The sequence below is a fragment of the Ammonicoccus luteus genome, assembly GCF_050880385.1.
Classification (GTDB): domain Bacteria; phylum Actinomycetota; class Actinomycetes; order Propionibacteriales; family Propionibacteriaceae; genus Enemella.
In genome coordinates this window covers 1-22,069 of the sequence record NZ_JBNZCI010000010.1, presented here as the reverse complement: position 1 = coordinate 22,069, position 22,069 = coordinate 1, and the positions used below count along the sequence as shown (strand labels likewise).

Sequence of the window (22,069 nt, the reverse complement as noted above, 5' to 3'; positions counted from 1 at the left end):
GTCATTTACTAGTGTACGCAAAGTATGTGACATGTCAAGCAGAGTGCTAGGGTCGCGTTCTATGACGGACGACATCTGGCTCACCGAGACCCAACAGCGCGTGTGGCGTGACTGGCTCAATGTCCAGGCGCGACTGCTGGCAGCCCTGAACCGTCAGCTCCAGAACGACCACGACATGTCGCTCCAGGACTTCGAGGTGCTGGTGCAGCTCAGTGAGGCGCCCGAGGAGAAGCTCCGTCTCACCGCGCTTGCCGAGGCCCTGCGCTGGGAACAGAGCCGGCTCTCCCACCACCTCACCCGCATGACGAAACGGGACCTCGTGGTCCGGGAGCCGTGCCCCGAAGATGCACGCGGTTCGTTCGCGTGCCTCACCGCCACCGGTCGCGCACGACTCGAAGCAGCGGCGCCCAGCCACGCCGCCACGGTCAGAGCTCTGCTGTTCGACCCGCTCGGCACTGCCGACCTCCAACGGATCAGCACTGCCACCCAAGCAATCCTGACCGCACTCGAGCGCGCCGAGGCGACCGACTGAGCACTTCCCGAGGCCCGCCTCCGTGTCCCCGAGCGCCTCAGCCCAACAACGCCCCGCACCCGGTCGAGAACTGCCGCAAATGCCGCTGAGCAGGCGGATTCACGCGCAACTGCGTGGGCGCTGAAAACATTCGGAAAAGTCGCAATCGAGCCATAGACCGCCCTTATGGTGAGGGCAAGCTTCGCACCACATAGGAGTGGCAATGTCACCAGCCAGCGCAGTCCTGCAATCCCTCGACACGACCAATGCCTGGCAGGAGGAGCTCTATATCCACCTGCACCAGAATCCCGAACTCTCCATGCAGGAGACGGAGACCGCGGCCGAGATCACTCGCCGTCTCGAGTCCTTCGGCTATGCCGTCCAACAGATCGGCGGCGGGGTCGTCGGCGTCATGGAGAACGGCGACGGCCCGACCGTGCTGTTCCGCGCTGACATCGACGCGCTCCCCGTCGAGGAAACGACCGGTCTTCCCTATGCCTCGACCAAGACCGGCGTCGACGCCGCCGGCAACACCGTGCCGATCATGCACGCCTGCGGGCACGACATGCATGTCGCCGCCGGTCTCGGCGCCGCCGAACTGTTGAGCCAGAACAAGGACAAGTGGTCGGGCACTTATATCGCGCTGTTCCAGCCCGGCGAAGAGACCGCCGAGGGCGCCCAGGCGATGGTGGACGACGGCTTGGTCGACAAGGTTCCCACCCCAGATGTCGCTCTCGGCCAGCACGTCCTCACCGTGCCCGAGGCCGGCAAGGTCGGCACCACCGCGGGCCCGATGCTGTCCACCGGTGCCTGCATCCGCGTGAAGGTCTGGGGCAAGGGCTCCCACGGTTCGATGCCCCATCTCGGCATCGACCCCGTCCTGCTGTCGGCCGCCATCGTCCAGCGCCTCCAGGGCATCGTCGCCCGGGAGATCGCGCCGAGCCAGTTCGGCGTCGTCACCGTCGGCAGCCTCCAGGCCGGATTCAAGGCGAACATCATCCCGGATTCGGCAACGCTGCTGCTCAATATCCGTGCCTATGACATGGAGGTCCGGAAGATCCTGATCGCCGCCATCGAGCGCATCGTCAAGGCCGAGTGCGAAGCCTCGAACTCACCGAAGCCCCCGGAGATCGAGCTCTATGAATCGTTCCCGCTGACCGACAACGATGAGATCGTCAGCGATCGGATCACCGACGCGTTCCGTGCCCACTTCGGCGAGGACCGGGTCGAGAAGCTGTCCCCCATCCCGGCATCGGAGGACTTCTCGAATATCCCGAGTGCGTGGGGCATTCCCTACACCTATTGGGGCTTCGGCGGCTTCACCCCCGGCATGACCGTGCTGCCGAACCACAACCCCGGCTTCGCCCCCGCGATTCAGCCGAGCCTCCGCACCGGCACCGAGGCGGCAGTCGTCGCGATCCTGGCTTACCTCGGCAAAGCGGCGTAAGCAATGTCGGCTGTCACTGCACCTGAGCCGACCAAGGCTTATCAAGGCACCGAGAAGCTCCTTTGGGGCATCGTTCTCGCTGTCGTCACCTTCTGGCTCTTCGCGGGCACCGTTGGCACGGTCGCCCCCGAGATCATGAAGGACATCAACGGGGCGGGCGGAAATCTCGACGCCGCATCCCTCAACCTCGCGGTGTCGATCACCGGCCTGTTCTCCGGTTTGTTCATGGTGTTCGCGGGCGGCCTGGCCGACCGGCTCGGCCGCGTGAAGATCACTCTCCTCGGCATCATCCTGAACATCGTCGGCTCGCTGCTGCTGGTCTTCGCCTCCGGATCTCTCGCCCTTCCGCTCCTGCTCACGGGCCGCGTGATCCAGGGCCTCGCCGCGGCGTGCATCATGCCGGCGTCGATGGCGCTGGTGAAGGCGTACTGGGATGGCAAGGGCCGCCAGCGCGCGGTCTCCATGTGGTCGATCGGCTCCTGGGGTGGCTCGGGCCTCGCGGCGATCTTCGGCGGCGCGGTCATCGAGCAGATCGGTTGGCGCGGCATCTTCATCGCGTCGATCGTCATCTCGGTCGTTGCATTCCTGATGATCCTCGGCACCCCGGAGAACAAGGTTCACAACGCACGGAAGGGCTTCGACGTCCCCGGTCTCGTGCTGTTCATCATCGGCACGCTGGGCCTGATGATCGTCCTGCTCTATGGCCGTCAGCTCGGCTGGGTCAGCCCGATCGTGCTGGCGCTGGCGGTCGTGGCCGTCGTCGCCTATACCGCGTTCTATTTCGTCGAACGCGGCAAGGCCGGGCCGTTCATCGATTTCAAGCTCTTCCGGAACACCACGTTCACGGGTGCGACGATCTCGAACTTCCTGCTGAACGGCACCATCGGCATGCTGATCGTCAGCCAGCAGGTGATCCAGTTGGCGGGCAGCAAGGCCGATGGCACCCCTTATTCGGCATGGGATGCGGGCCTGCTGACCCTCGGCTATGGCGTGTTCATCATCGCCTTCATCCGTGTGGGCGAGAAGCTTCTCCAGAAGTTCGGACCCCGCAAGCCGATGATCTGGGGCTCGCTCATCGTGATCGTCGCCTGCCTGATGCTGATGACGACGCACTTGCTCATCGGGCAGTACGTCATCCTCGCCATCATCGCCTATTGCCTCTTTGGCCTCGGCTTGGCCTTCTATGCGACCCCGTCCACGGACGCGGCGCTGGCCAATCTCCCGGCCGACCAGGCGGGTTCGGGCGCCGGCATCTACAAGATGGCCAGCTCCCTCGGCGGGGCGATCGGCACGGCGATCTCGCTGGCCGTGTTCACCGGGCTCGCGGGGACGGAGAGCTCGATCATCGGCAACGTCATCGAGATGCAGGGCCGCACCGACAACGTCGCGCTGCGCCTCGCCGCGATGATCGCGCTCGGAGTGAACCTCGTCTTCCTGCTCCTGGCCATCGTGTCCATCACGGTCACGGTTCCCAAGCAGAGCGGTCGCATCACCCCGGCTCCCCAGCCCACTCCGGACGCCGTCAGGGCAGCAGGCTTCGTCACCTGTCCCACCTGTCACGGAGAAGGCGTGATCCACCAGGAGCACACCGCGGGCTCAGGCGGGTCGACCAAGGCCTGATGCTGAAGAGTGGGGCCGGGATGGACCCGACCGTGTACTGCACGGCTTGGTGATCCGGCCTGCCCAAAACCCGAGCCGGGACCGTCACCTCTCAGTGGCGGTCCCGGTTTCTTTTCGACCTCGCAGCATGGCGCTGCACTCTGCATCCTGACTGCGACTTAGTGACACGCATGCGCGTCGGAGAGTGGACTTGGTGATGCAGGGTGAATGCCCATGTTGCGAGGTGGAGGATGGCGTCGGCAAGACGGGACCGCGGCCGTGCTGCGGGACTTGATTTGGCCACCTCGGCGAGATCAGTGCCGAGGAGCCTCAGGCTCGGTCCAGGATTTCGGCGATCAGCGCCCTGGCAGCCGGCGAGGTCGGCGCGGGCCGCCGGTGCACCAGTGCCACCGGATGCTTCAGCTCGGCGTCCGTCACCCGCAGCACGGCCACCGGGTGGCGCACCTGGGAGCTCTCGACGGTCGACGTCGGCACGAAGGCGAACCCCATGCCCAGGGCGGCATAGCGGATCTGCTCATCGGTGGTGGCGACCTCGAACGCCACCCGCCGCGTGACCCCCAGTCGCTCGAAGGCACCGTCGACATAGTGCCGGAGGCCGCTGGCGGCCCGCAGTTCCACGGCCGGCCCGTGCTCGGCCAGCTCGGCCATGGTGACCGCTCGATGCTGCGCCAGGGGGTGGCGCTGATGGACGACCGCCACGAGCTCGTGCTCGCAGATCAAGTGGTGCACGAGCTCGCCGGGGACCTCGTGCGCATAGAACCCGATGACCCCGACATCCAACTCCCCCGCCCGCAGTCCGGCCACGATGCCGAACGACCCCGGGTCATGGATGCGGATCTCGACGGCCGGGTGCTTCTCGTGGAAGGCGGCGAGCGCCTCGTCGACCTGGGGCGCGGACTGCCCGACGACATTGATCACCCCGACCCGCAGCACACCCGTCAACGACCCGCGCAACGACACCATCTCGGCGATTGCCTCATCGACTTCCGCGAGAATCCGCCGCGCCCGCGCGAGCAGCCTCTCCCCCGCCGGAGTCAGGCGTACGCCCCGATTCGACCGCTCCAACAGCTGAGTCCGATGCTCCCGCTCCAGCTTGGCCACCTGCGTGCTCAGCGCCGACTGGACCACCTGGCAACGCTGCGCGGCCCGCGTGAAACTGCGCTCTTCGCACACGGCAACGAAATAGCGGAGTTGGGCGATATCCATACCTGACCCTATATCACGAAAAGAGATCGCGCCTATCTCAATCGTCTGATCGACAGATAGCAAGAGCGGGTCCATAGTGGATATGTGCCTCGACGTGGAGGCACCGAGGCTCCGAGGAAGCGGCTTCACTCGCCGCCCTCAGCCTCGGGTGAATCACAGCGAGAGGGTTGCGCGATGACGCAGATGGCAAGTCGAGAGGCGGAGCGGGAGGTCCACTTCCCTCAGCCGGATGGATCCCGAGTGCCCTACAAGGTGTTCAGCTCCCAAGAGGTCTATGACCGCGAACAGGAACGGATCTATCGCGGACCGCACTGGTCGTTCGTGGCGCTGGCCGCGGAGATTCCGAATGTCAACGATTTCAAGTCGACGTTTGTGGGTGACACCCCGGTCGTGATCACGCGCACCGAGGACGGTTTCGCCTGCTGGGTGAACCGCTGCGCGCACCGCGGCGCGATCGTGTGCCGGGAGAAGTTCGGCAACCGCGCGGATCACACGTGCGTTTATCACCAGTGGAACTACAACGCCAAGGGCGACCTGCAGGGTGTGCCGTTCCGCCGCGGCATCAAGGCCGAGGGCAAGCGCCTGACGGGCATGGCGAAGGAGTTCAAGCCGGAGAACTACGGGCTGCAGAAGCTGCGGGTCGCCGACTTCCACGGTGTCCTGTTCGCGACGTTCTCCGATGAGACCCCGGACATCGAGGACTATCTGGGTCCGGAGATGAAGCCGTGGGCCGAGCGGATCTTCAAGGACCGGGAGATCGAATATCTGGGCTGCACGCGGCAGGTCGGGTTCTCGAACTGGAAGCTCTACTACGAGAACGTGAAGGACCCCTATCACGCCTCGCTGCTCCACCTGTTCCACACGACCTTCAACATCTTCCGCGTGGGCATGAAGGCCCGTTCGATCCCGGACTCGCGCCACGGGCTGCACTCGATCATCACCGTGACCAAGCCGGAGGAGGACACCGACACCTCCGAGGCATACACGAAGCAGTCCATCCGCTCCATGGACACCGGCTTCGCACTGGAGGATCCCTATCTGCTGGGGCAGATCTCGGAATACGACGAGGACTGCACCAACCACATCCAGACGATCTTCCCGCAGCTGGTGATCCAGCAGATCCACAACACCTTGGTCTGCCGGCAGGTGCTGCCGAAGTCCCCGGGTGAGTTCGAGTTGATCTTCCACTTCTTCGGGTACGCCGACGACACCCCCGAGATGCGCGAACTCCGCCTGCTCCAGGCGAACCTGGTCGGCCCGGCCGGCTACATCTCGATGGAGGACACCGAGGTCACCCAGCTCGTGCAGAACGGCACCGTCCGCGACGGCGAGGCCACCTCCTTCCTCGGCATGGCGCTCGACGCGCCGGAGGAACAGGAGACCAACATCACCGAGAGCCTGATCCGCAACTTCTGGTCGGGCTATCAGAAAGTCATGGGGTACTGAGAAATGACCGACACGCTCCAACCGACCGAAGTCGACATCAAGCCGACCCAGGATCTGACGCTGTGGCTGGAGATCTTCGAGACCCAGTCGCGCTATTCCCACGCGATCGATGCCGACGACATCGAGACCTGGCCGTCGTTCTTCACCGAGGACGGCGTCTACACGATCGTGTCGCGGGAGAACTACGACCGTGGCCTGCCGGCGCCGATCCTCCACTGCCGCAACCAGGCGATGATGCGCGACCGCGTCGTCGCACTGCGCAACGCGAACATCTATGAGGAACACCGCTATCGCCACAGCACCCCCGGACCGGTGATCACCAGCCGCGACGGGGACACCGTCACCACCGAGATGAGCTACATCGTGGTCCGCACCGGCCAGGCCGGCAACGCCGAGATCTATTCGGCCGGCAGCTATCACGACACGCTCGTCAAGACCGACCAGGGATGGCGCTACAAGGAGCGGAAGGTCGTCTATGACACCTCCCGCGTCCTGACCCTGCTCGCCACCCCGATCTGAGGAACTCCATGACGACCTGGCATGAAGTGATCGCCCTCGACGAGCTCGAGGACGAAGAGCCCACACCGGTGCACGTGGGCGACACCCCGATCGCGCTCGTCCGCGTGGATGATGACGTCTTTGCCCTCCACGACGTCTGCACTCACGAGGTCGCGCCGCTGTCGGATGGGTTCGTCGAGGACGGCTGCTTGGAGTGCCCACTCCATCAGGGCCTGTTCGACCTCGCGACCGGCAAGGCGGTCAAAGAACCGTGCACGGTCGATGTGCGCACCTATCCGACCCGCGTTGTCGATGGCAACGTGGAGATCGGGATCGAGGACTGAGGGGACGACCCCGAGGTTCCCTTGGGATGCTGGGGCCGGCGATTCGCGTCGGCCCCAGCTGCATCCCCTGGGGATCACGCGCACAAGAGGAGTGAAATGACGGACACCATCATCATTGTCGGCGCCGGCCAGGCGGGCGGTTGGGCGGCGGCGACGCTGCGCAAGGAGGGGTACGCCGGTCGCGTCGTCCTCATCGGCGACGAACCCCACGTGCCCTACGAGCGGCCCCCGCTGTCCAAGGCGGTCCTCAAGGGCGAGGCCGAGCCGCAGCACACGCACCTGATGCCGGCGGACAAGTTCGCCGAGCTCGACCTGGATTTCCGCTCCGGCGTTCGGGTCACGGCGATCGATCCGACCCACCACGAGGTGGAGGTCGCCGGTGGGGAACGGATCGCCTACGACAAACTGATCCTCGCCATGGGCGGCGCGGCCCGGAGCCTGCCGATTCCGGGCGGTGATCTCGACGGCGTGCTCACTCTGCGTACGCTCGCCGACGCCCAGCTTCTCAAGGATCGCCTGACCGAGCACGCGAAGATCGTCGTCGTCGGTGGCGGCTGGATCGGCCTCGAGGTCGCTGCGACGGCTCGTCAGGCCGGCGCGGATGTGGTCGTGGTCGAGGCGATGCCGCGACTCTGCCAGCGTTCGGTGCCGGAGGTGATTTCCGACTATCTGAAGCGGTTGCACGAGGGCCATGGCGTGGAGGTACGCCTCGGGTCCGGCGTCCAGCAGATCGAGCGTTCCGGCGATGGCCTGCGGGTGGAACTGAACGACGGCACGTGGCTGGAGGCGGACACCGTGGTCGCCGGCATCGGCCTGACGCCCCACTTGGAGCTGGCCGAGGCAGCCGGGCTGGAACTCGACGGCGGCATAGTCGTCGGCCCGGACACGCGCACCAGCGATCCGGACATCTTCGCGGCGGGCGACGTCGCGGTCGCCGACAACCCGTGGGTGGGTGGCCGGATCCGGCTCGAGTCCTGGCAGAACGCCCAGGACCAGGGCATCGCGGCCGCGAAAGCCGCGCTCGGCCAGGACGTCACTCACGAACCGTTGCCGTGGTTCTGGTCGGATCAATACGACGTGAACCTGCAGCTCTATGGCATTGCCAAGCCCGAGCACACCGAGGTAGTGCGCGGCAATCCCGAGAACGGTGACTTCCTGGTGTTCTTCCTCGACGGCGACCGGATGGTGGCGTCGATGGGGCCGAACGGCGGCCGCGATCTGCGGATGACCAAACGCATCATCGAGCGCGGGATCACGGTCGACCCCGCCACACTCGCGGACCCGGAGATCGCCCTCCCGAAGCGCTAGAAGAGCGATCCCCGCCGCGGTCAGGCGTCGATGAGCTGCTGGAACGTCGCGAGGTTCGCCGAGGTGCTGCGGCCGATGACGGCCGCGGTCTCGGCGAGCCAGTCGTCCGCATAGGACCGGCCGGCCTCCAGGAGCGAGTCCAGGAAGGGCCCGTAGGCGATCATCCGGCTCTCCGGATTGAGCTCCCCAGTGACCTCCGCACCGTGGATCACGTGCCAGCGCATCCTGCGCAGACGCTTCTCCAGGCTGCCGACGAACGGCCAGCGGGCCTCATGGGCGCGCTGGGTGGCGGCGGCCAGCATCTCGGTCTCGCGCAGGAACCCCGAGCTGAACGCGAACTCGGACTCGCGCGCCTGGATCTCCGAGCTCGACTCGGGCACGGTTTCGTGTTCCGTGCGCACGATCAGCACGACCAGCACGTCCTCCGGACGCGAGTCCAGCAGGGGCAGAAGGGGCGGGTTCGCGGAATAGCCGCCGTCCCAATAGGGCCGACCGTCGATCATCACTGCCTCCGAAACCCGGGGCAAGCACGCGGAGGCGAGGACGGCGTCGGCGGTCATCTCGTGGCGCGAGAAGATCCGCATCCGGCCGTTCAGCGCATCGGTGGCGGCGAGGTGGATGTCGATCGCCTTCCGGTCGGTCCGCAGACGCTCGAAGTCGATGTGCTCCTCGAGGACGTCCCGCAGGGGGTCGAACTTCCACGGGTTGAGTTGGGACGGGGACAGTCCGGCGGTCATCATCTGGGCGACCTTCGCCACCACGTTCAGCGACGGATCCTCATCGTCACCGGAGAGCAGCGCGCCCGAGAGCCCGCTCCCGCCGACCTCCTTCCAGACGGCCGACAGCGTCTCGCGGGCACCCTCGGGGCCACCGGTCAGGAGACCGTACGCCAACGCCGCCGCATTGACCGCTCCCGCGCTTGTCCCGGTCACGGCCTGCAGGTCGAATCGGCCGTCCTCCAACAGGCGATCGAGGACGCCCCAGGTGAAGGCGCCATGGGCGCCACCGCCCTGGAGTGCGATGCTGAGCGGACGGGGTCTGCGAGCCATGAGCAGGTCTCCTCAAGGAAGTCGGGGGGTGCTTGATATCCCGAACGACCTTAGCTGCCGCCCCTCACCTTTCTGCGCATATCGGACCGCCAGAAGCAACCGTCGGACGAGCCGATTTCCGCTCTGAGAGGCGGAAACGACCATGGCCGCCCCGCAAATTGAGGGCACGTGCGTTCCGTCCTGGCGAACGCTCCGAATGGCTACCCGGGGTCACCCACCGTGGCGGGCCTGAAGGCGTGCACCGCCCTGATCCGCACCGCGCTCGACCGGCGCCACAGAGCGAGCCCTGCAGGGTCCGTGGCGGCCGGATGGTCATGAGTCCCGAGGACCTCAAGCAGCCCGGCGGTGAGCGCCGCCACCCTGTCCGTCGCGACGGGCACCCGTTGCACCAGCAGGTCGAGATGGGCGAGGAGGTTGCCCACATCCAGACAGGGATCCGCCCAGGCGGCCGTGTCCCAGTCCAGCACCGTCAGGTCCCCTGGTGCCACGAGGATCTGGCCATCGTGCAGATCACGGTGAGCCAGCGTCGGGGCCCGTTCACAGCGCAGCAATTCCCCGATCACCGCGTCCGCCTCCGCCCGCAGTCGAGCTGCGACGTCGGGCGTCAGCGGCGCCGACTCGCACGCGGCGGTGACCCAGCGGGCCAGCACCTCAGCCTCGTCGGTCGCGCTGTGCTCCGGCAGACCGCCGCCCGGCGCGACCATCGTCAACCGGCCGAGCAGTTCCCCGATCCGGCGCCCTATCGACCGCGCGTCGGTGACGGTGGTCGCAGGGTCCGTGAGGACCGATCGCAGCGCCAGCCCCGGAGCCGGGGCGAGGTCGATGGTCCCGGCGGCGATGTCGGCGCCCACGCGCGCCGGCGGCCGCGGGACAGGCAGAGCCCCCAGCGCACGATCGACCTCGTCAGCGCGTTCCACCGCACGCCGGGTCGCCTTGGGCGTCGCAAGCTTGCGGAACACCCCCATGCCGTCGCGGCGAAGCACTGCTCGCTTCCCGAACCGGTGGGCCAACACCGTCCAGCCCTCCGCGACGAGACCGGCGAGGGCGGGCAGCGCCGCATCCGGCCCGGTCGAGACCACGCCGTCACGCAGGAGCGCGCCCCGAACGTCACCGTCCTCGGCGACGAGCTCGAGGACATGACCGGCCGTCGGGTCGTCGAAGGCCGCCGGCCAGGCTCGCGCGACCCGCCAGGAAACTCCGTCGGCTCGCACGCCCTCGGCGAGGGCGGCCGCCAGTGCCTCCGCGGCTCTCACGAGACCGCTTGCTCGGCGTGCGCGAGGAGCGCTTCGATCCGTTCCGGCCAGTCGGGATGCCGCCTACGGAACGGCTCCGGCCCGCGCAGGATCGCGGCGGCCACGAGCACTGCGGGCGGGACCTTCACGCCCTCGACCGCACAGGTCCCATCGCCCGGGTGCCAGCCGGCCACGATCAGTCCGGCGGTCCAGGTCGCTGCGTCCCAGCCCTCCGGCCAGTTTCCCGCGCAATCCCAGTCGAGCACCGTGGCACAGTCGCCGTCGACGACGACCTGGTCGGGGGTGAGGTCGCCATGGGCGGGTACGCGGGAAACCGCGCCCAACCGGTCCGCGCTCGCGCTCACGCAGGCAGCAGCCCGGTCGGCCCATGGACCGTGCAGCATCCGCAGCCCGGTGACCGCGCCCGCGAGCAGTCGGGGGAGGTTCGGCGTGAACGAGTTGCGGCCGTCGAGCACGTGCATCAGCGGTGCCGGCAGGACGTCACCGGGCTGCCAGCGTCGGCCCGGTGCCCACGGCAGGGATTCGGCCCGACGATGGCTGTGCAGCCGGAGCACGCGGCGCTCGACCTCGGACTCGGCGAGACCCACCCAGCGCCGGGCGGGATTGTGGGAAAGCGTGCGGACCACGACGTGGTCCGCCGTCGGCACGGGGCTGCCGATGTCCGGGCGCAAGGCCGCCAGACCTCGCAGCCGCCGATCGGAGGCGGCCGACGCGAGCACGAGTCGTGCCGCGGGCAGTTCCCAGGCCGGCAGTCCGGCCTCCTCGGCAGCCAGCAGATCCTTCCCGCGCTTGGTCGCCCAGGGTTCTGCCGTGAACCCGCGGGCCAGCACCCACTGCCCCGATCCGGACACCGGGCGCAGCATCGCGGTCACCGACGCCCGGGGCTTGAGGCGCAGCCGATCCAGCCGCAGATTCCCGCAGCCCAGATCGGCAGTCGCCTCGGCCAACCTCTCAGGGTCGAGCAGCACGCGCAGCGCCGGCAGGTCCGAATGCGCCTTGATCACCGCCGCATCAGTCACGCTCATGCCCTCGCCTCCACGTCGAACCGGTCCGTCGTCCCGGCCCGCTCGACGAACGTGCCGTCGCGCACTTCCAGGACTCGATCGACGTCCGCCAGCAGGTCCTCGTCGTGGGTGACCAGGATCATGGTGCGGCCGGCAGCGAGTCGCCGCAGCGCGGCCACCACCTCTCGGCGGCTCCCCTCATCGAGACCGGTCGTCGGCTCGTCGAGCAACACCAACCGCGGGTCGCGCAGCAGCGCCCGCGCAATCGCGAGCCGCTGCCGCTGGCCGCCGGACAGGGTCGACCCCTTCTCCGCCACGGGCCGGTGGATGCCCGCTTCCGAGTCGTCGATCAGCGAGCCCAGTGCGGCCTCCCGCAGTGCCCATTCGACCTGTTCGTCCGTCGCATCGAGGCGACCCAACCGGACGTTCTCGGCCAGGTCGCCGGCGAAGATCACGGAGTCCTGCAGCACCACGGCCGACGCTTCCCGCACCGAGGCCAGCGTCAGGTCCTGCAGGTCGTGTCCGTCGAGCTCGACGGTTCCTAGCCGCGGCTCGCGGAACCGCAACAGCAGGTTCAGCAGGGTCGACTTGCCCGACCCGCTGGGTCCGACGATCGCCACGCGCTCTCCGGCGCGCACCTGCAAATTGGCCCCGCGCAGAACCGGCGTACCCCCATAACCGAACGTCACCCCCCGCAACCGCACCGCACCGCCAGGGACCCCCGGCCGTCGCATCGGCAGGGGCCGCGCCCACGAGCGGTCCTGCACCGGCAAGGCCTCGTCGAGAGTGTCGGCGATCCGCTCGCCGGACGCGGCGGCCCGGGCAATGCGACCGGTGTGCTTGGCAAGGTCGCGGAGGGGTTTGAAGGTGGTCTTGAGGTACGTGATGAACACCACCAACTCGCCCGGACTGATCGCACCGACCACGACCCGCCAGCCACCGATCGCCAGCACGGCACCGGTGGCGATGCCGACCAGCAGATCGGTGCGACGCTCCAGCGCCGCCGACAGTCGCTTCGCGCGCACCCCGTCCTTGAGGCCCTTCACGTTCGCCTGCGCGAACCGCGCACCAAGGTGCGCACCGAGGTCATAGCTCTGGATGGTCTGCACCGCCGCGAAGGCCTCGCCCGCGTCGCCGGCGAGCTCACCCTCGCGTTTGCGCTGGGCGCGGGACGCCTTGGTGATCCGCGACCCGGCGAAGCGGCCCGAGACCAGGATCAGCGGGAGAACGCCGAGCACGACCAGCGCCAGGATCGGATCGAGGATCACGACCACCACGAGCATGCCGGTGACGGTGAGCACGTTCGCGGCCAGTGGCAGTCCCGCGGTCACACCGGCCTCCTGGACGCGTCCGACATCGGAGACCACACGGGTGACCAGGTCGCCGGAACGCATCCGGTCGTGGAAGGCGAGGTTCGCGCCGAGCAGCCGCTCGTGCACGTGCGCCCGCAGTCGCGTGGTCACCTGGGCGCCGACGTTGGCGAAGGCGAGTGTGGAGAGGTACGCCGCCCCTGCCCGGAGCGCCGCCACGAGCACGACGGCGACGCCGGCACCGATGAGCAGGCGCGGAACGCCACCCGGGATCGGTTGCCCGATCACCGCCGGCAGCACCCCGTCGAGCACCCAGCTGATCGGCCACGGCTCCAGCAGTCGGGCTGCCACCTCGGCCAGGACGGCGAGCACCCCGAGTCCCGCCAATCGCCCGGAGCCCTTGAGGTGGGGGCGGAGGACCGTGATGGTGCGCCGCAGCGGTCCGGCCTCAGGACGTTTCCGGCTGCTCATCCGACCGCGGCCTCCTCCCGAACGGGCTCCAGGGCCGCATCGAGCCGCTCCAGCAGCTGATCCACCACGGCCTGCCAGGTGAAACGGGTCTCGGCCGCGGCGCGGGCCGCGCGCCCGAGTGCTTGCCGCCGAGCTGGGTCGCGGACGAGGTCGGCGAGCGCCTCGGTGAGCGCCTCGACGTCGCCGGGCGGCACGAGGAGCGCTTCCTCGGGCCTGATCAACTCCGGCAGGTCGGCGATCGCCGATGCCACGGTCGGGAGCCCTGCGCCGAGGTACTCGATGCATTTCAGCGGCGAGAAATATGCCTCGCCGGTCGGATAGGGCGCGCAGGCGATATCCGACCGGGCGAGCAGGGCGGGAACGGCGTCGTGCTCGACCAAGCCGGTCGCCTCGACCTCGACCCCGGCAGCCCGGGCGGCTTCGACCGTCGCGGGCAGGCTCGGCCCGTCACCGACGAGCAACAACCGGATGGGCAGCCCCCGCTGCTGCAGCCGCGTCGCGGCGGACACGAGCATCTCCGGCGCATGCCAGGGCCGAAACGTGCCCACGAACACCACCGTCGGCGGTTCCTTGCCGCTGCCGGCCGTGCCCGTGAAGAGGTCCACGTCGACGCCGTTGCCGATCACCTCGACCGGCACGCCCGCGAGATCCTCGGCCCATCGGGCAACGGGACCGCTGACGGCGTACGCGAAATCAGCCGCCCGCAGGGCCCGCTCCGTCAGCGTGACCGCCGCGGACTCGTCGACAAGGACGCGGTGGGTCCGTTGCTCGTCGATCAGGGGCGCGTTGATCTCCAGCACCGTGCGGGCGCCGGCCGCCCGTGCCTGTTCCAGCACCTCGGCGCTCCACAGGCCATAGCGTTGATAGACAAGAGGTTCCGGGGCCTGCGGGTTGGCCGCGCGGGCGGCCGCAACCAGACCGGCGACGATGCCCGCGGCCTGGCGATCCAGGTCCTGCAGCGCTTGTTCTGCCGCCGCGGGCGAGCTCGTCCGGGGCCGGCCCAGCTCGAGGGTGGTTACGCCCTCCAGACCGGACGGAGCCGACCCCCCGAGGCGAGCCGCGACGAGGGTGACCTTGTGCGAGCGCGCGACAAACTGGCGGAGCACCTCCTGCACATGGGCCGAGCCACCCTTGCGCCCGAAGGCGGGGATGCCGGGATCGGTCACCAAATAGATGACCTCGCTGCCGTCGCCCGCCGGCGCGGCCGGCCGGCCCACGTCGTCGGTCAGGGCCCGCAGGTGGCGCGCCTGGTCGTGGATGTCGAAGTGGCGTTCGATGTGGGCGCGGGCGGCGGTGGCGAGGCGTACGCGGAGTTCGGCGTCGGTCAGCAATCGCTGCAGGGATGCGGCCAGCGCATCCGGGTCGTGTTCGCCCACGATGAAGCCGGTCTGGTCGTCGAGGACCGCTTCCGGAATGCCGGCGACGGGGGTGCCGACGACCGGCGTACCCAACGCCATCGACTCCAGCAACACCGTCGGCAGTCCGTCGCGGTCGCCGTCCTCGGCGATCACGCACGGCGCGGCGAACGCGGCGGCCGAGCGGACCATCTCGATCACCTCGTGCTGGGGAATCGGGCCGTGCCACGTGATGGCGTCGTCGAGCCCAAGGGTGGTGGTGAGTCGGTGCAGCTCGGCCTCGAGCGGGCCGGTGCCGGCGATGTCGGCGGTCACGTCGATCCCCTGCGCACGCAGTTGCGCGACGGCTGTCAGGAAGTCCGGCCAGCCCTTCTTGGCCACCAGACGCCCGACACCGACGACGCGCGCCGGGCGCTCGACAGGAGCGGTGAACTGCAGTGTGGCCAGGTCCATGCCGTTGTAGATGCGTTCCACCCGGGCCCTCGGCGCCAGAGTGCGGATCCACTCGGCCGTCATATCGCTGACACCAACGACCGCGTCGGCGTCGGTGAGCACCGCCCGCAGTCGCGCCGGATCGTTGCTGGAGTGGAAGATGTCCTTCGCGTGCGCGGTCAGGGTCCAGGTGAGCCCCGCGAGCTTCGCGGCGATCCGGGTGGTGCGTCCGGAGATCGAGGCGAAGTGCGCGTGCAGGTGCTCGCGGTCGTTCTCCAGGGCCCACGCGGCGAGATGGACGGCCTGGGCGGCGACCGCGGACTCCTCGTCGAACAGGGCGTCGAGGGCGGCGGGCTCGATGGGCCCGCGTCCGGCGTCCGCGCGAAGCTCGCGGAGCCGGCCCAGTGCCTCCCACAACCGTGTCGAGCCGCGGGTTTCCACGGGCATCCAGCTGACCGGCGCCTGGACCCGGGCGAGCAGGGCGTGGAAGCGCTGGTCGGTGGTCGTGCGGAGCGCGGCGATCGTGATGTCATCACCGGCCGCCTCGCGCGCGAGGATCTCGTTGACGATGAAGGTCTCCGAGAACCGCGGATAGCACTTGACGACATAACCGATGCGGCGGGCGGGCTGGGTCGGGAACTCAGGCGACATGGGGGCTCCTCAGGGGCAGAACGGTGGCTGTCGGGGCGACGTCGGGGCGGTGACCGGACGGTGGGCGGATCAGCTCGCGGGCTCTCGCCGTGGTGGCGGCGACACCGCCGCGGTTCATGCCACCGCGCTCGGTGCGTGTGCCGACGGCTGCGAGTGTCCAGTCCTGGAGGCGGGCGGTGGTGAGCTCATCGGGACGCAGGACCGACAGATAGCCGTGCGCCGCGAGCGCCTCTGCCCGGACCAACTGCTCCGCTCGGGGGCTGACGCGGGGCACGATGAGCGCGGGGACGTCGGTGTCGAGGATCTCCGCGACGGTGTTGGCGCCGCCCATCGTGATCACGGCGGCCGCGCCGGTCAGCCAGGCGGCGCCGTGGCGGCTGAACCGCATCACCTGCACGTGCGGGGAGTGCTCGGCCACGCGGCGGACCTCGCGTACCTCCTCCTCGTCCAGCTGGGGCCCGGTCAGCACGATCAGCTCCAGCCCGGGCGGCGGGGTCATCGCGGCGGCCAACCGGGAGAGTTCCGCGCCGTCCTGGCCACCACCGACCATGACGAGGACATAGTCGCGGCCGCCGGTGTCCGGGCGGTGTTGCCGCTCGGCGGAGTCGATGCGGTCGGCGGAGAGATAGCCAAGATGGTGAGTGCACGCGGCGACATCCGGGGCCATGCCCGTGGCCACGGTCAGATCGTGGATGCTGGGGTCGCCATAGACCCAGACCTCGTCATAGAACGCCCGCACGGCCTCGTCGGCAAGATCCTTGCGCCACTGTGCACGCGTCGTCGGCAGGTCGTCGAGGACATCGCGCAGCCCGAGCACGAGACGGGTGCCTGCGGCGCGCAGCGTACGCAGGGTCGTGCGGAGCTCGCCCTGGAAGCCGTAGGGCGTCTTATCCACCACCAGCAGGTCCGGCGGGAACTGGGTGAGCGCGGCCTCGATCATCGTCTTCCGGAACCGGACGACATCGGCGAGCCCGCCCCGCATCTGGCGGGGCGCGTACGCCCCCTGCTCGTCCTTCCGCACGCCCGGCAGCACCAACGCGTCAACCCCGCGCGGCCGCGGAAACATGCCCACCTCACTCGCGCCGGTCAGCAGCAGCACCTCCGCACCCAAGCCGGCCGGGTGGTCGGAGGCGAACGCCGAGGCGAGGACGAGGTTCCGGCGGAGGTGGCCGAGTCCCTGGGTGTCGTGTCCATAGAGGGCGATCCGGGGGCGGCGGTGGGGGGATGGGCTCATGCCCAAATCGTGCTGGGTGAACGTGAGGTTGACGTGAGGTGAATATGAGGAGGGCTTCATCTGACCCGCAACTGCCCGACAAGGACGTGAGGGCAGGTCGCGATCGTGGCCGGCCCCGCTCGTGCGGGGAGGGACGCGCCGTTTTCGGCTAGGCTTGGCGGGCCCCTATAGCTCAGTTGGTTAGAGCAGCGGACTTTTAATCCGCGGGTCGTGGGTTCGAGTCCCACTGGGGGCACCAGGCGCGCTTTCCGCTCCACCGGGGGTCTGCGGTTCGGTCTCTGCAGCCCTCCGCCCAGCCCCGACGCCGCGGGTGATCAGAATCGCCGCACCGGGGAGCACGGAGACGAGGGCGAGGATGCCATAGGTGAACGCCACGGCGACACCGACCTCTGCAGAGGAGCCGAACAAGGGAAAGACAAGCGCGGCGGCCCCTTCTCGCGGCCCCCAGCCACCCCAGTTCAAGGGGATCGACATGCCCGCGAGCGTTACTGCCGCGAGCGCGAGCACGTCGAACACTCCGACCCGTGCGACGAGGCTTCCGGTTGTCCCGGTCGTGGTGCTGATTGTTGCGACGAGGAAGAGCGCGGCGAAGACCAGCCATCCTGCCCCGGCCAGACCGAGCACACCCCATCTCGCGCGGGGCGGGACGTTCCGCAGCGAGGGCCAGGCCACACCGATGATCACGAGAGCGGTCACGCCGACGGCGGCGCCGAGCCACGGCACCCTCGGCATGAGTGCGATCGCAGCCGCCGCGAGCATGACGGCGGTCCCTGCGAGTCGCTCCCCCAGCACCGAACCAATGCCCGCCCGCCAAGTGCCTTGTTCGCTTGTGCGTTGTTCGACCGCACGAATCGCATCACCGGCAAGTCCACCGGGAAGAACAGAGTTGAGAAACGCCGCCTGCCAGCATTTCGCGACCGCGTCCCCTCTGCTCAGAGTCATGTTGAAGCCCCGAGCGACCAGCCTCCAGCGTTCCGCCTGAATGACTGCCGCGACGGCGCCGATCGCGAGCGCTCCGACGACCAAGCCTGCTGACAGCGACTGGATGGCAGCGAAAACAGGAGCGATGCCGACCCGATGCAGCAACCAGCCGATGATGCCGAGCGACACCACCATCTGGGTGACGCCGAGCCATTTCCGTCGTGCGGTCATCGTGCGCTCAGGTGACCGACACCGTCCAGAACGTGATGCGGTTTCCTTCGGGGTCCTCGACCGTGAACTCGTCGGTGCCCCACCGCGTGCGACGCAGGTGGCGCTTTTTCACGACCACATCATGCAGCTCACAGCGCTCATGCAGCAGACCGATGTTCGTCGCCATGATGCGGCAGGCGGTCGACCCGGCCTCTGCCGCCTGACCCAACTCGAGATCGACCCGCGCGGCGGAGATGAGGCGGAGCTTCTCGTTGCCGAGACCGAAGACCCACTCCGGTTCACCGCTCACCAGCCTCATGCCCAGCACGTCAGTGCAGAACTCGGCGGACTGCTCGGGGTCGGTGACGACGAGGACGGGGATGCGCTCGGCCATGGAGCAACGCTAGCAAGCGTGGAGAATAGGGCCGGAGACAGGAGTCGCATGGCGGGTTGGCAGATCGGCTTGGTGGTCATGATGGCGGTCGGTGTCGCCGTCATCCTGTTCGGCGCGCTCTGGGACCGCGAGCGCAACCGCCGCCGCACCGAACAGCTCAGCCGACCACCGGACCGGCCCATCCCGGGCTTCGAGGGAGAAGCGCCTGCGTACGTCAGCACACATCCCCCGCAGTCCGCCGGCCATCGACCGTTGACTGATGAGCAGCGTTCCGAGATCGGGGTACGCGTGAAGTCCCTGCCCGGTTTCGCGGCGCGCCTGGCTGCGGGTGAGCTGGTGAGCGACCCCGTCTCCGACTGGGCCGTCGTCAACGAGGCGCGGGTGCTCGTGTGTGCGGGGCCCGTCCTCGCGTTTCGGGAACTGCTGCCGTTCCTGGACAGGGCAGCAGGGAGCAGGACGCCGGTCGTGATCGCGGCGCCGGCGTTCGATGCCCAGACCTTGGAGACGTTCGTCGTCAACCACCTGCACCGCACGCTTCTGGTTGTCGCCGTCACGGCCGAGCCACCCGTGCTGGCGGACCTCGCAGCGGCAACGGGCAGCACGCCCGTCGCACGGGCAGACCTGCAGTCCGGCTGGGTGCCGGACACCTCGATCGGCAGCGCGGAGACGTGGGTGAGCTCCGTCGACCGCTGCTGGGTTCTGTGATTACCCGCCGTTAACCTCAGGCAGGACTTGAGACTTGTTTTCGCGGCGCACAATGGAGGGCTTGGGCGCTGCGGCGCACCCCCTCAGCCATAGCCCAACTCATGCAAACGCTCATCGTCGATCCCGAAGTGATGAGCGATCTCGTGGATCACTGTGACCCGGATCTCGTGCACCACCTGAGCCCTTGAGCGACACATCCGCAGGATCGGGTTGCGAAAGATGAAGATCCGGTCCGGCAGCGCCATCGAATAGAAGGAATTCCTTTCTGTCAAAGGGATTCCTTCGTAAAGGCCGAGGATCCCCGGCAGCGCCTCCGGCGGGTCCGGCTCGATCAGCACAACGCAATTCTCGATCGTGTCGAGCAGTTCCTCCGGGAGCAGATCGAGGGCCTCGGAGACGTGTTCCTCGAACTCGGCGGGGGTCATTGCGACGGCCATGGAACGAACTTAGTCGAGACGTAAATCACACTGATGTGATCTTTCCCCCGCGCACGGCGTGTCGCGTTGCGGGTGTGACTGAAGTTGCTTCAAGCGATTGCAGTTGCGATTGGGTCACGCTTAGATTCCCGTGAAGCCCGGGGCGGGAGTGCCATCTGTTGGGAAGCGGATGGGGTTCCGGGCGCACGACGCACCCAGCTGTTGGGAAGCTGCTGGGCACGTCACGGGTCACTTGTTGGGAAGCGGGTGACCATCCCCCATCGCCCCGGTCGACAACCGGTCGTGCGCGGCCGGACATCGAGCGGGTGTCGGCCTCGGCCTGTGCCTGCACAAGAGGCGGGCTGCCGCCGAAGGGGAAGACTGTGAAGTTGCTACGCCGTGCGCGTTCGGCGACCGCTTTAGGAGCGGCAGCCATCATGATCACCACGTTCGGCGCTGTCGCCAGCGTGGCCTATAGCGCCTCAGCCACCGCGGACCCGTTCACCGTCCGCGCCAACTCGGGGCTGAACGTCCGCTCGGGACCGGGGCTCGGCCACGCGATCCTGGGCGCGCTGCCGACCGGGGCCCGCGTCGATTCGACCGGCCCCTCCCAGAACGGCTGGATGCCAATCACGTTCCGAGGGCGTCAGGGCTGGGTGTCCGACGCCTATCTGACCGCCGTCGGCGCCGGCAACACGCCCAGTGGGGAGGTCCCCGCCGAGCGCGGCACCGCGTACACCACCGCAGCCCTCAACGTCCGCACCGGCGCGGGTCTGAGCTTCCGGGTCGTGACAGTCCTCGCCCGGGGCACCCGGGTGGAGACGACCGGCGTCGAGACCAACGGCTACTCCCAGATCGCACATGCCGGGTCGCTGCGCTGGGTGTCGACGCGCTATCTGAACCAGTCCGCCCCGTCGACGCCACAGCCTGCTGGACCAGGCCTGCCGGCGATCACGAGCACTGCGACCGCAACCGCGGACCTTCTGGTCCGCACAACCTCCGGAGCGGTTTTCGACGTGATCGAGACCGTCCCTGCGGGCTCGACCCTGCAACTCACCGGTGTGACCGAGAACGGCCGGACCCAGGTCGTCCACGAGGGTCAGGTGGCCTGGGTGAACAGCCTCTATCTCTCCGGCTCCGCGAACGTCCCCAAGCCGCCCACGGCGGCCCTGCCCGACACGATCGGCACCAAGTACGCCACCACCGCCCTCATGCTCCGCAGTTCACCCGATGATCAGTTCACGGCGTACGGCGACGCACCCGCCGGGTCGGCCCTGCAGGTCACCGGGCGGGTCATCAACGGCCGGGCCGAGGTCGTGTGGAACGGAACGGTGCGCTGGGTGACCGCGCAGTACCTGAGGGACACCCCGCCGACGACCAACACCGGCACGTCCGGCCCGTCGAAGTTCAACCTCCCCGGCCTGACCCCGAATGCGCGGAATCTCCTGGCGCAGATCGAGGCGGAGTTCCCGGAGGCGCGCACGATCTACGGCGTACGCCAGGACCCACTCCCGGACCACCCGTCCGGGCGGGCGCTGGACATCATGGTCTACACGAACGCCGATCTCGGCGGTCGCATCGCCAACTGGACCCAGGAGAACGCGCGGTCGCTGAACGTCGAATACGTCATCTGGAACCAGCGCATCTGGTCGGTCGCACGGTCGGGTGAGGGCTGGCGCTACATGGCCGATCGCGGCTCCATCACCGCCAACCACCGCGACCACGTGCACATCACCGTGGTGCGCTGACCGCCGCGCCACCACCAGCCCACCCGCTTGGCGGCCGCACGGGAACCCGGGAGCAGTCCACTTCCGGGTTCCCGTTTGGCCAACAAGCGGGTGGTCCGTTTATAGTTGCCCAGTCTGGTCCCCATCGTCTAGCGGCCTAGGACACCGCCCTTTCAAGGCGGCAGCGCGGGTTCGAATCCCGTTGGGGATACCACTACGAAAGTAGCTCTGACAAGGCATTACGCTGACTCTGAGCCTTTCCATTGCGCTACTCACCTCCGCTCTTGGGAACATTTCGGGAACGCCGGCCGCGGTCGAGCAGGGCGTCCAGCCGATCCACGGCATCATCGGACCCGTCCGGAAACAACCCGCCATAGCGCGTCAGCGTGAACGCAACGCTGTTGTGCCCCGCCCACTCCGACACCTCCCGCACGTTGCAGCCAGCCGCCACCAAGATGGCCACGAAACTGTGCCGCAGACTGAGGTTTCCCCAGAAGCGTGGAGGCATCGACAATAGGGAATGAGATGCCAGAGAAGCGTAAGAAGTACGACCGGGA

Annotated in this window: 19 protein-coding genes, 2 tRNA genes and 1 pseudogene; 11 read left to right on the top strand and 11 right to left on the bottom strand. The window is 68.3% G+C overall.

Features of this window, described 5'->3' with window-relative positions; genetic code table 11:
* Positions 1 to 61: 61 nt before the first annotated feature.
* The 3 genes from ACQ260_RS16690 (at position 62) to ACQ260_RS16680 (ending at position 3,578) form a co-directional block, all read left to right on the top strand.
* Entirely contained in the window at positions 62 to 532 is a 471-nt protein-coding gene (locus tag ACQ260_RS16690; RefSeq protein ID WP_432560598.1) for a MarR family winged helix-turn-helix transcriptional regulator, read from the top strand.
* Between the two features lie 202 nt (positions 533 to 734).
* Complete coding sequence (locus ACQ260_RS16685) at positions 735 to 1,958, top strand: amidohydrolase (RefSeq protein ID WP_432560597.1); 1,224 nt, start codon at positions 735 to 737, stop codon at positions 1,956 to 1,958.
* A gap of 3 nt (positions 1,959 to 1,961) precedes the next feature.
* Positions 1,962 to 3,578: an MFS transporter gene (locus tag ACQ260_RS16680; RefSeq protein ID WP_432560596.1), complete on the top strand. Its 1,617-nt coding sequence runs from the start codon at positions 1,962 to 1,964 to the stop codon at positions 3,576 to 3,578.
* A gap of 309 nt (positions 3,579 to 3,887) precedes the next feature.
* Here the strand turns inward: ACQ260_RS16680 and ACQ260_RS16675 are convergent, their stop codons facing one another.
* Positions 3,888 to 4,784, bottom strand: coding sequence for a LysR family transcriptional regulator (locus ACQ260_RS16675; protein ID WP_432560595.1), 897 nt, complete (start codon positions 4,782 to 4,784; stop codon positions 3,888 to 3,890).
* A 174-nt stretch (positions 4,785 to 4,958) separates the two neighbouring features.
* On the opposite strand from ACQ260_RS16675, the gene ACQ260_RS16670 reads away from it, so the two are divergent.
* From ACQ260_RS16670 to ACQ260_RS16655, 4 genes are all read left to right on the top strand, one after another.
* Positions 4,959 to 6,230 (top strand): aromatic ring-hydroxylating dioxygenase subunit alpha, encoded by a 1,272-nt coding sequence (locus tag ACQ260_RS16670; protein ID WP_432560594.1) that lies wholly within the window; start codon positions 4,959 to 4,961, stop codon positions 6,228 to 6,230.
* Positions 6,231 to 6,233: 3 nt separating this feature from the next.
* On the top strand, positions 6,234 to 6,749 hold the full coding sequence (gene andAd / locus ACQ260_RS16665; RefSeq protein ID WP_432560593.1) for an anthranilate 1,2-dioxygenase small subunit AndAd: 516 nt from the start codon (positions 6,234 to 6,236) through the stop codon (positions 6,747 to 6,749).
* Between the two features lie 8 nt (positions 6,750 to 6,757).
* Positions 6,758 to 7,072, top strand: a complete 315-nt coding sequence (locus tag ACQ260_RS16660; RefSeq protein WP_432560592.1) for a non-heme iron oxygenase ferredoxin subunit — start codon at positions 6,758 to 6,760, stop codon at positions 7,070 to 7,072.
* A 96-nt stretch (positions 7,073 to 7,168) separates the two neighbouring features.
* Positions 7,169 to 8,380, top strand: a complete 1,212-nt coding sequence (locus tag ACQ260_RS16655; RefSeq protein WP_432560591.1) for an NAD(P)/FAD-dependent oxidoreductase — start codon at positions 7,169 to 7,171, stop codon at positions 8,378 to 8,380.
* Positions 8,381 to 8,400: 20 nt separating this feature from the next.
* Here ACQ260_RS16655 and ACQ260_RS16650 read toward each other — a convergent pair whose 3' ends face one another.
* The 6 genes from ACQ260_RS16650 to ACQ260_RS16625 all read right to left on the bottom strand — a co-directional run bounded on the left by ACQ260_RS16650 (position 8,401) and on the right by ACQ260_RS16625 (position 17,139).
* Positions 8,401 to 9,429, bottom strand: a complete 1,029-nt coding sequence (locus ACQ260_RS16650; protein ID WP_432560590.1) for a patatin-like phospholipase family protein — start codon at positions 9,427 to 9,429, stop codon at positions 8,401 to 8,403.
* A gap of 200 nt (positions 9,430 to 9,629) precedes the next feature.
* Entirely contained in the window at positions 9,630 to 10,682 is a 1,053-nt protein-coding gene (locus ACQ260_RS16645; RefSeq protein WP_432560589.1) for a phosphotransferase family protein, read from the bottom strand.
* A complete protein-coding gene (locus tag ACQ260_RS16640) occupies positions 10,679 to 11,707 on the bottom strand; it encodes a protein kinase family protein (RefSeq protein ID WP_432560588.1) in 1,029 nt (342 codons plus the stop codon). Before ACQ260_RS16640 ends, ACQ260_RS16645 begins: the two co-directional genes overlap by 4 nt.
* Positions 11,704 to 13,467, bottom strand: coding sequence for an ABC transporter ATP-binding protein (locus tag ACQ260_RS16635; protein ID WP_432560587.1), 1,764 nt, complete (start codon positions 13,465 to 13,467; stop codon positions 11,704 to 11,706). The genes ACQ260_RS16640 and ACQ260_RS16635 overlap by 4 nt, the downstream gene beginning before the upstream one ends.
* On the bottom strand, positions 13,464 to 15,905 hold the full coding sequence (locus ACQ260_RS16630) for a glycosyltransferase family 4 protein (RefSeq protein ID WP_432560586.1): 2,442 nt from the start codon (positions 15,903 to 15,905) through the stop codon (positions 13,464 to 13,466). Before ACQ260_RS16630 ends, ACQ260_RS16635 begins: the two co-directional genes overlap by 4 nt.
* Positions 15,895 to 17,139 carry a glycosyltransferase family protein gene (locus tag ACQ260_RS16625; protein WP_432560585.1) on the bottom strand — a complete coding sequence of 415 codons (1,245 nt, stop codon included), beginning with the start codon at positions 17,137 to 17,139 and terminating at the stop codon, positions 15,895 to 15,897. Before ACQ260_RS16625 ends, ACQ260_RS16630 begins: the two co-directional genes overlap by 11 nt.
* Before the next feature lie 161 nt (positions 17,140 to 17,300).
* On the opposite strand from ACQ260_RS16625, the gene ACQ260_RS16620 reads away from it, so the two are divergent.
* A tRNA-Lys gene (locus ACQ260_RS16620) sits at positions 17,301 to 17,377 on the top strand.
* A 104-nt stretch (positions 17,378 to 17,481) separates the two neighbouring features.
* Here ACQ260_RS16620 and ACQ260_RS16615 read toward each other — a convergent pair.
* Together ACQ260_RS16615 and ACQ260_RS16610 are read right to left on the bottom strand one after the other, a co-directional pair.
* Positions 17,482 to 18,255: pseudogene (locus ACQ260_RS16615) on the bottom strand (lysylphosphatidylglycerol synthase transmembrane domain-containing protein); the annotation flags it as partial.
* A gap of 43 nt (positions 18,256 to 18,298) precedes the next feature.
* On the bottom strand, positions 18,299 to 18,664 hold the full coding sequence (locus ACQ260_RS16610; protein ID WP_432560584.1) for a VOC family protein: 366 nt from the start codon (positions 18,662 to 18,664) through the stop codon (positions 18,299 to 18,301).
* Between the two features lie 48 nt (positions 18,665 to 18,712).
* Here ACQ260_RS16610 and ACQ260_RS16605 point away from each other — a divergent pair, with 48 nt between their 5' ends.
* Positions 18,713 to 19,369: an SAM-dependent methyltransferase gene (locus tag ACQ260_RS16605; RefSeq protein WP_432560583.1), complete on the top strand. Its 657-nt coding sequence runs from the start codon at positions 18,713 to 18,715 to the stop codon at positions 19,367 to 19,369.
* Between the two features lie 83 nt (positions 19,370 to 19,452).
* Here ACQ260_RS16605 and ACQ260_RS16600 read toward each other — a convergent pair whose 3' ends face one another.
* Positions 19,453 to 19,806, bottom strand: a complete 354-nt coding sequence (locus tag ACQ260_RS16600; RefSeq protein WP_432560582.1) for a metallopeptidase family protein — start codon at positions 19,804 to 19,806, stop codon at positions 19,453 to 19,455.
* Positions 19,807 to 20,222: 416 nt separating this feature from the next.
* Here ACQ260_RS16600 and ACQ260_RS16595 point away from each other — a divergent pair, with 416 nt between their 5' ends.
* Entirely contained in the window at positions 20,223 to 21,533 is a 1,311-nt protein-coding gene (locus ACQ260_RS16595; RefSeq protein ID WP_432560581.1) for an SH3 domain-containing protein, read from the top strand.
* Between the two features lie 117 nt (positions 21,534 to 21,650).
* Positions 21,651 to 21,726: transfer RNA gene (locus ACQ260_RS16590), tRNA-Glu, on the top strand.
* Between the two features lie 54 nt (positions 21,727 to 21,780).
* Here the strand turns inward: ACQ260_RS16590 and ACQ260_RS16585 are convergent.
* On the bottom strand, positions 21,781 to 22,020 hold the full coding sequence (locus tag ACQ260_RS16585; RefSeq protein ID WP_432560580.1) for a site-specific integrase: 240 nt from the start codon (positions 22,018 to 22,020) through the stop codon (positions 21,781 to 21,783).
* Positions 22,021 to 22,069: the final 49 nt, after the last annotated feature.

What these genes read in the sequence shown, in the direction of transcription:
- ACQ260_RS16690 (WP_432560598.1), top strand. Translation starts at nt 62, where the DNA reads ATGACGGACGACATCTGGCTCACCGAGACCCAACAGCGCGTGTGGCGT.
- ACQ260_RS16685 (WP_432560597.1), top strand. Translation starts at nt 735, where the DNA reads ATGTCACCAGCCAGCGCAGTCCTGCAATCCCTCGACACGACCAATGCC.
- ACQ260_RS16680 (WP_432560596.1), top strand. Translation starts at nt 1,962, where the DNA reads ATGTCGGCTGTCACTGCACCTGAGCCGACCAAGGCTTATCAAGGCACC.
- ACQ260_RS16675 (WP_432560595.1), bottom strand. Translation starts at nt 4,784, where the DNA reads ATGGATATCGCCCAACTCCGCTATTTCGTTGCCGTGTGCGAAGAGCGC.
- ACQ260_RS16670 (WP_432560594.1), top strand. Translation starts at nt 4,959, where the DNA reads ATGACGCAGATGGCAAGTCGAGAGGCGGAGCGGGAGGTCCACTTCCCT.
- andAd (WP_432560593.1), top strand. Translation starts at nt 6,234, where the DNA reads ATGACCGACACGCTCCAACCGACCGAAGTCGACATCAAGCCGACCCAG.
- ACQ260_RS16660 (WP_432560592.1), top strand. Translation starts at nt 6,758, where the DNA reads ATGACGACCTGGCATGAAGTGATCGCCCTCGACGAGCTCGAGGACGAA.
- ACQ260_RS16655 (WP_432560591.1), top strand. Translation starts at nt 7,169, where the DNA reads ATGACGGACACCATCATCATTGTCGGCGCCGGCCAGGCGGGCGGTTGG.
- ACQ260_RS16650 (WP_432560590.1), bottom strand. Translation starts at nt 9,429, where the DNA reads ATGGCTCGCAGACCCCGTCCGCTCAGCATCGCACTCCAGGGCGGTGGC.
- ACQ260_RS16640 (WP_432560588.1), bottom strand. Translation starts at nt 11,707, where the DNA reads ATGAGCGTGACTGATGCGGCGGTGATCAAGGCGCATTCGGACCTGCCG.
- ACQ260_RS16635 (WP_432560587.1), bottom strand. Translation starts at nt 13,467, where the DNA reads ATGAGCAGCCGGAAACGTCCTGAGGCCGGACCGCTGCGGCGCACCATC.
- ACQ260_RS16630 (WP_432560586.1), bottom strand. Translation starts at nt 15,905, where the DNA reads ATGTCGCCTGAGTTCCCGACCCAGCCCGCCCGCCGCATCGGTTATGTC.
- ACQ260_RS16625 (WP_432560585.1), bottom strand. Translation starts at nt 17,139, where the DNA reads ATGAGCCCATCCCCCCACCGCCGCCCCCGGATCGCCCTCTATGGACAC.
- ACQ260_RS16610 (WP_432560584.1), bottom strand. Translation starts at nt 18,664, where the DNA reads ATGGCCGAGCGCATCCCCGTCCTCGTCGTCACCGACCCCGAGCAGTCC.
- ACQ260_RS16605 (WP_432560583.1), top strand. Translation starts at nt 18,713, where the DNA reads ATGGCGGGTTGGCAGATCGGCTTGGTGGTCATGATGGCGGTCGGTGTC.
- ACQ260_RS16600 (WP_432560582.1), bottom strand. Translation starts at nt 19,806, where the DNA reads ATGGCCGTCGCAATGACCCCCGCCGAGTTCGAGGAACACGTCTCCGAG.
- ACQ260_RS16595 (WP_432560581.1), top strand. Translation starts at nt 20,223, where the DNA reads ATGATCACCACGTTCGGCGCTGTCGCCAGCGTGGCCTATAGCGCCTCA.
- ACQ260_RS16585 (WP_432560580.1), bottom strand. Translation starts at nt 22,020, where the DNA reads ATGCCTCCACGCTTCTGGGGAAACCTCAGTCTGCGGCACAGTTTCGTG.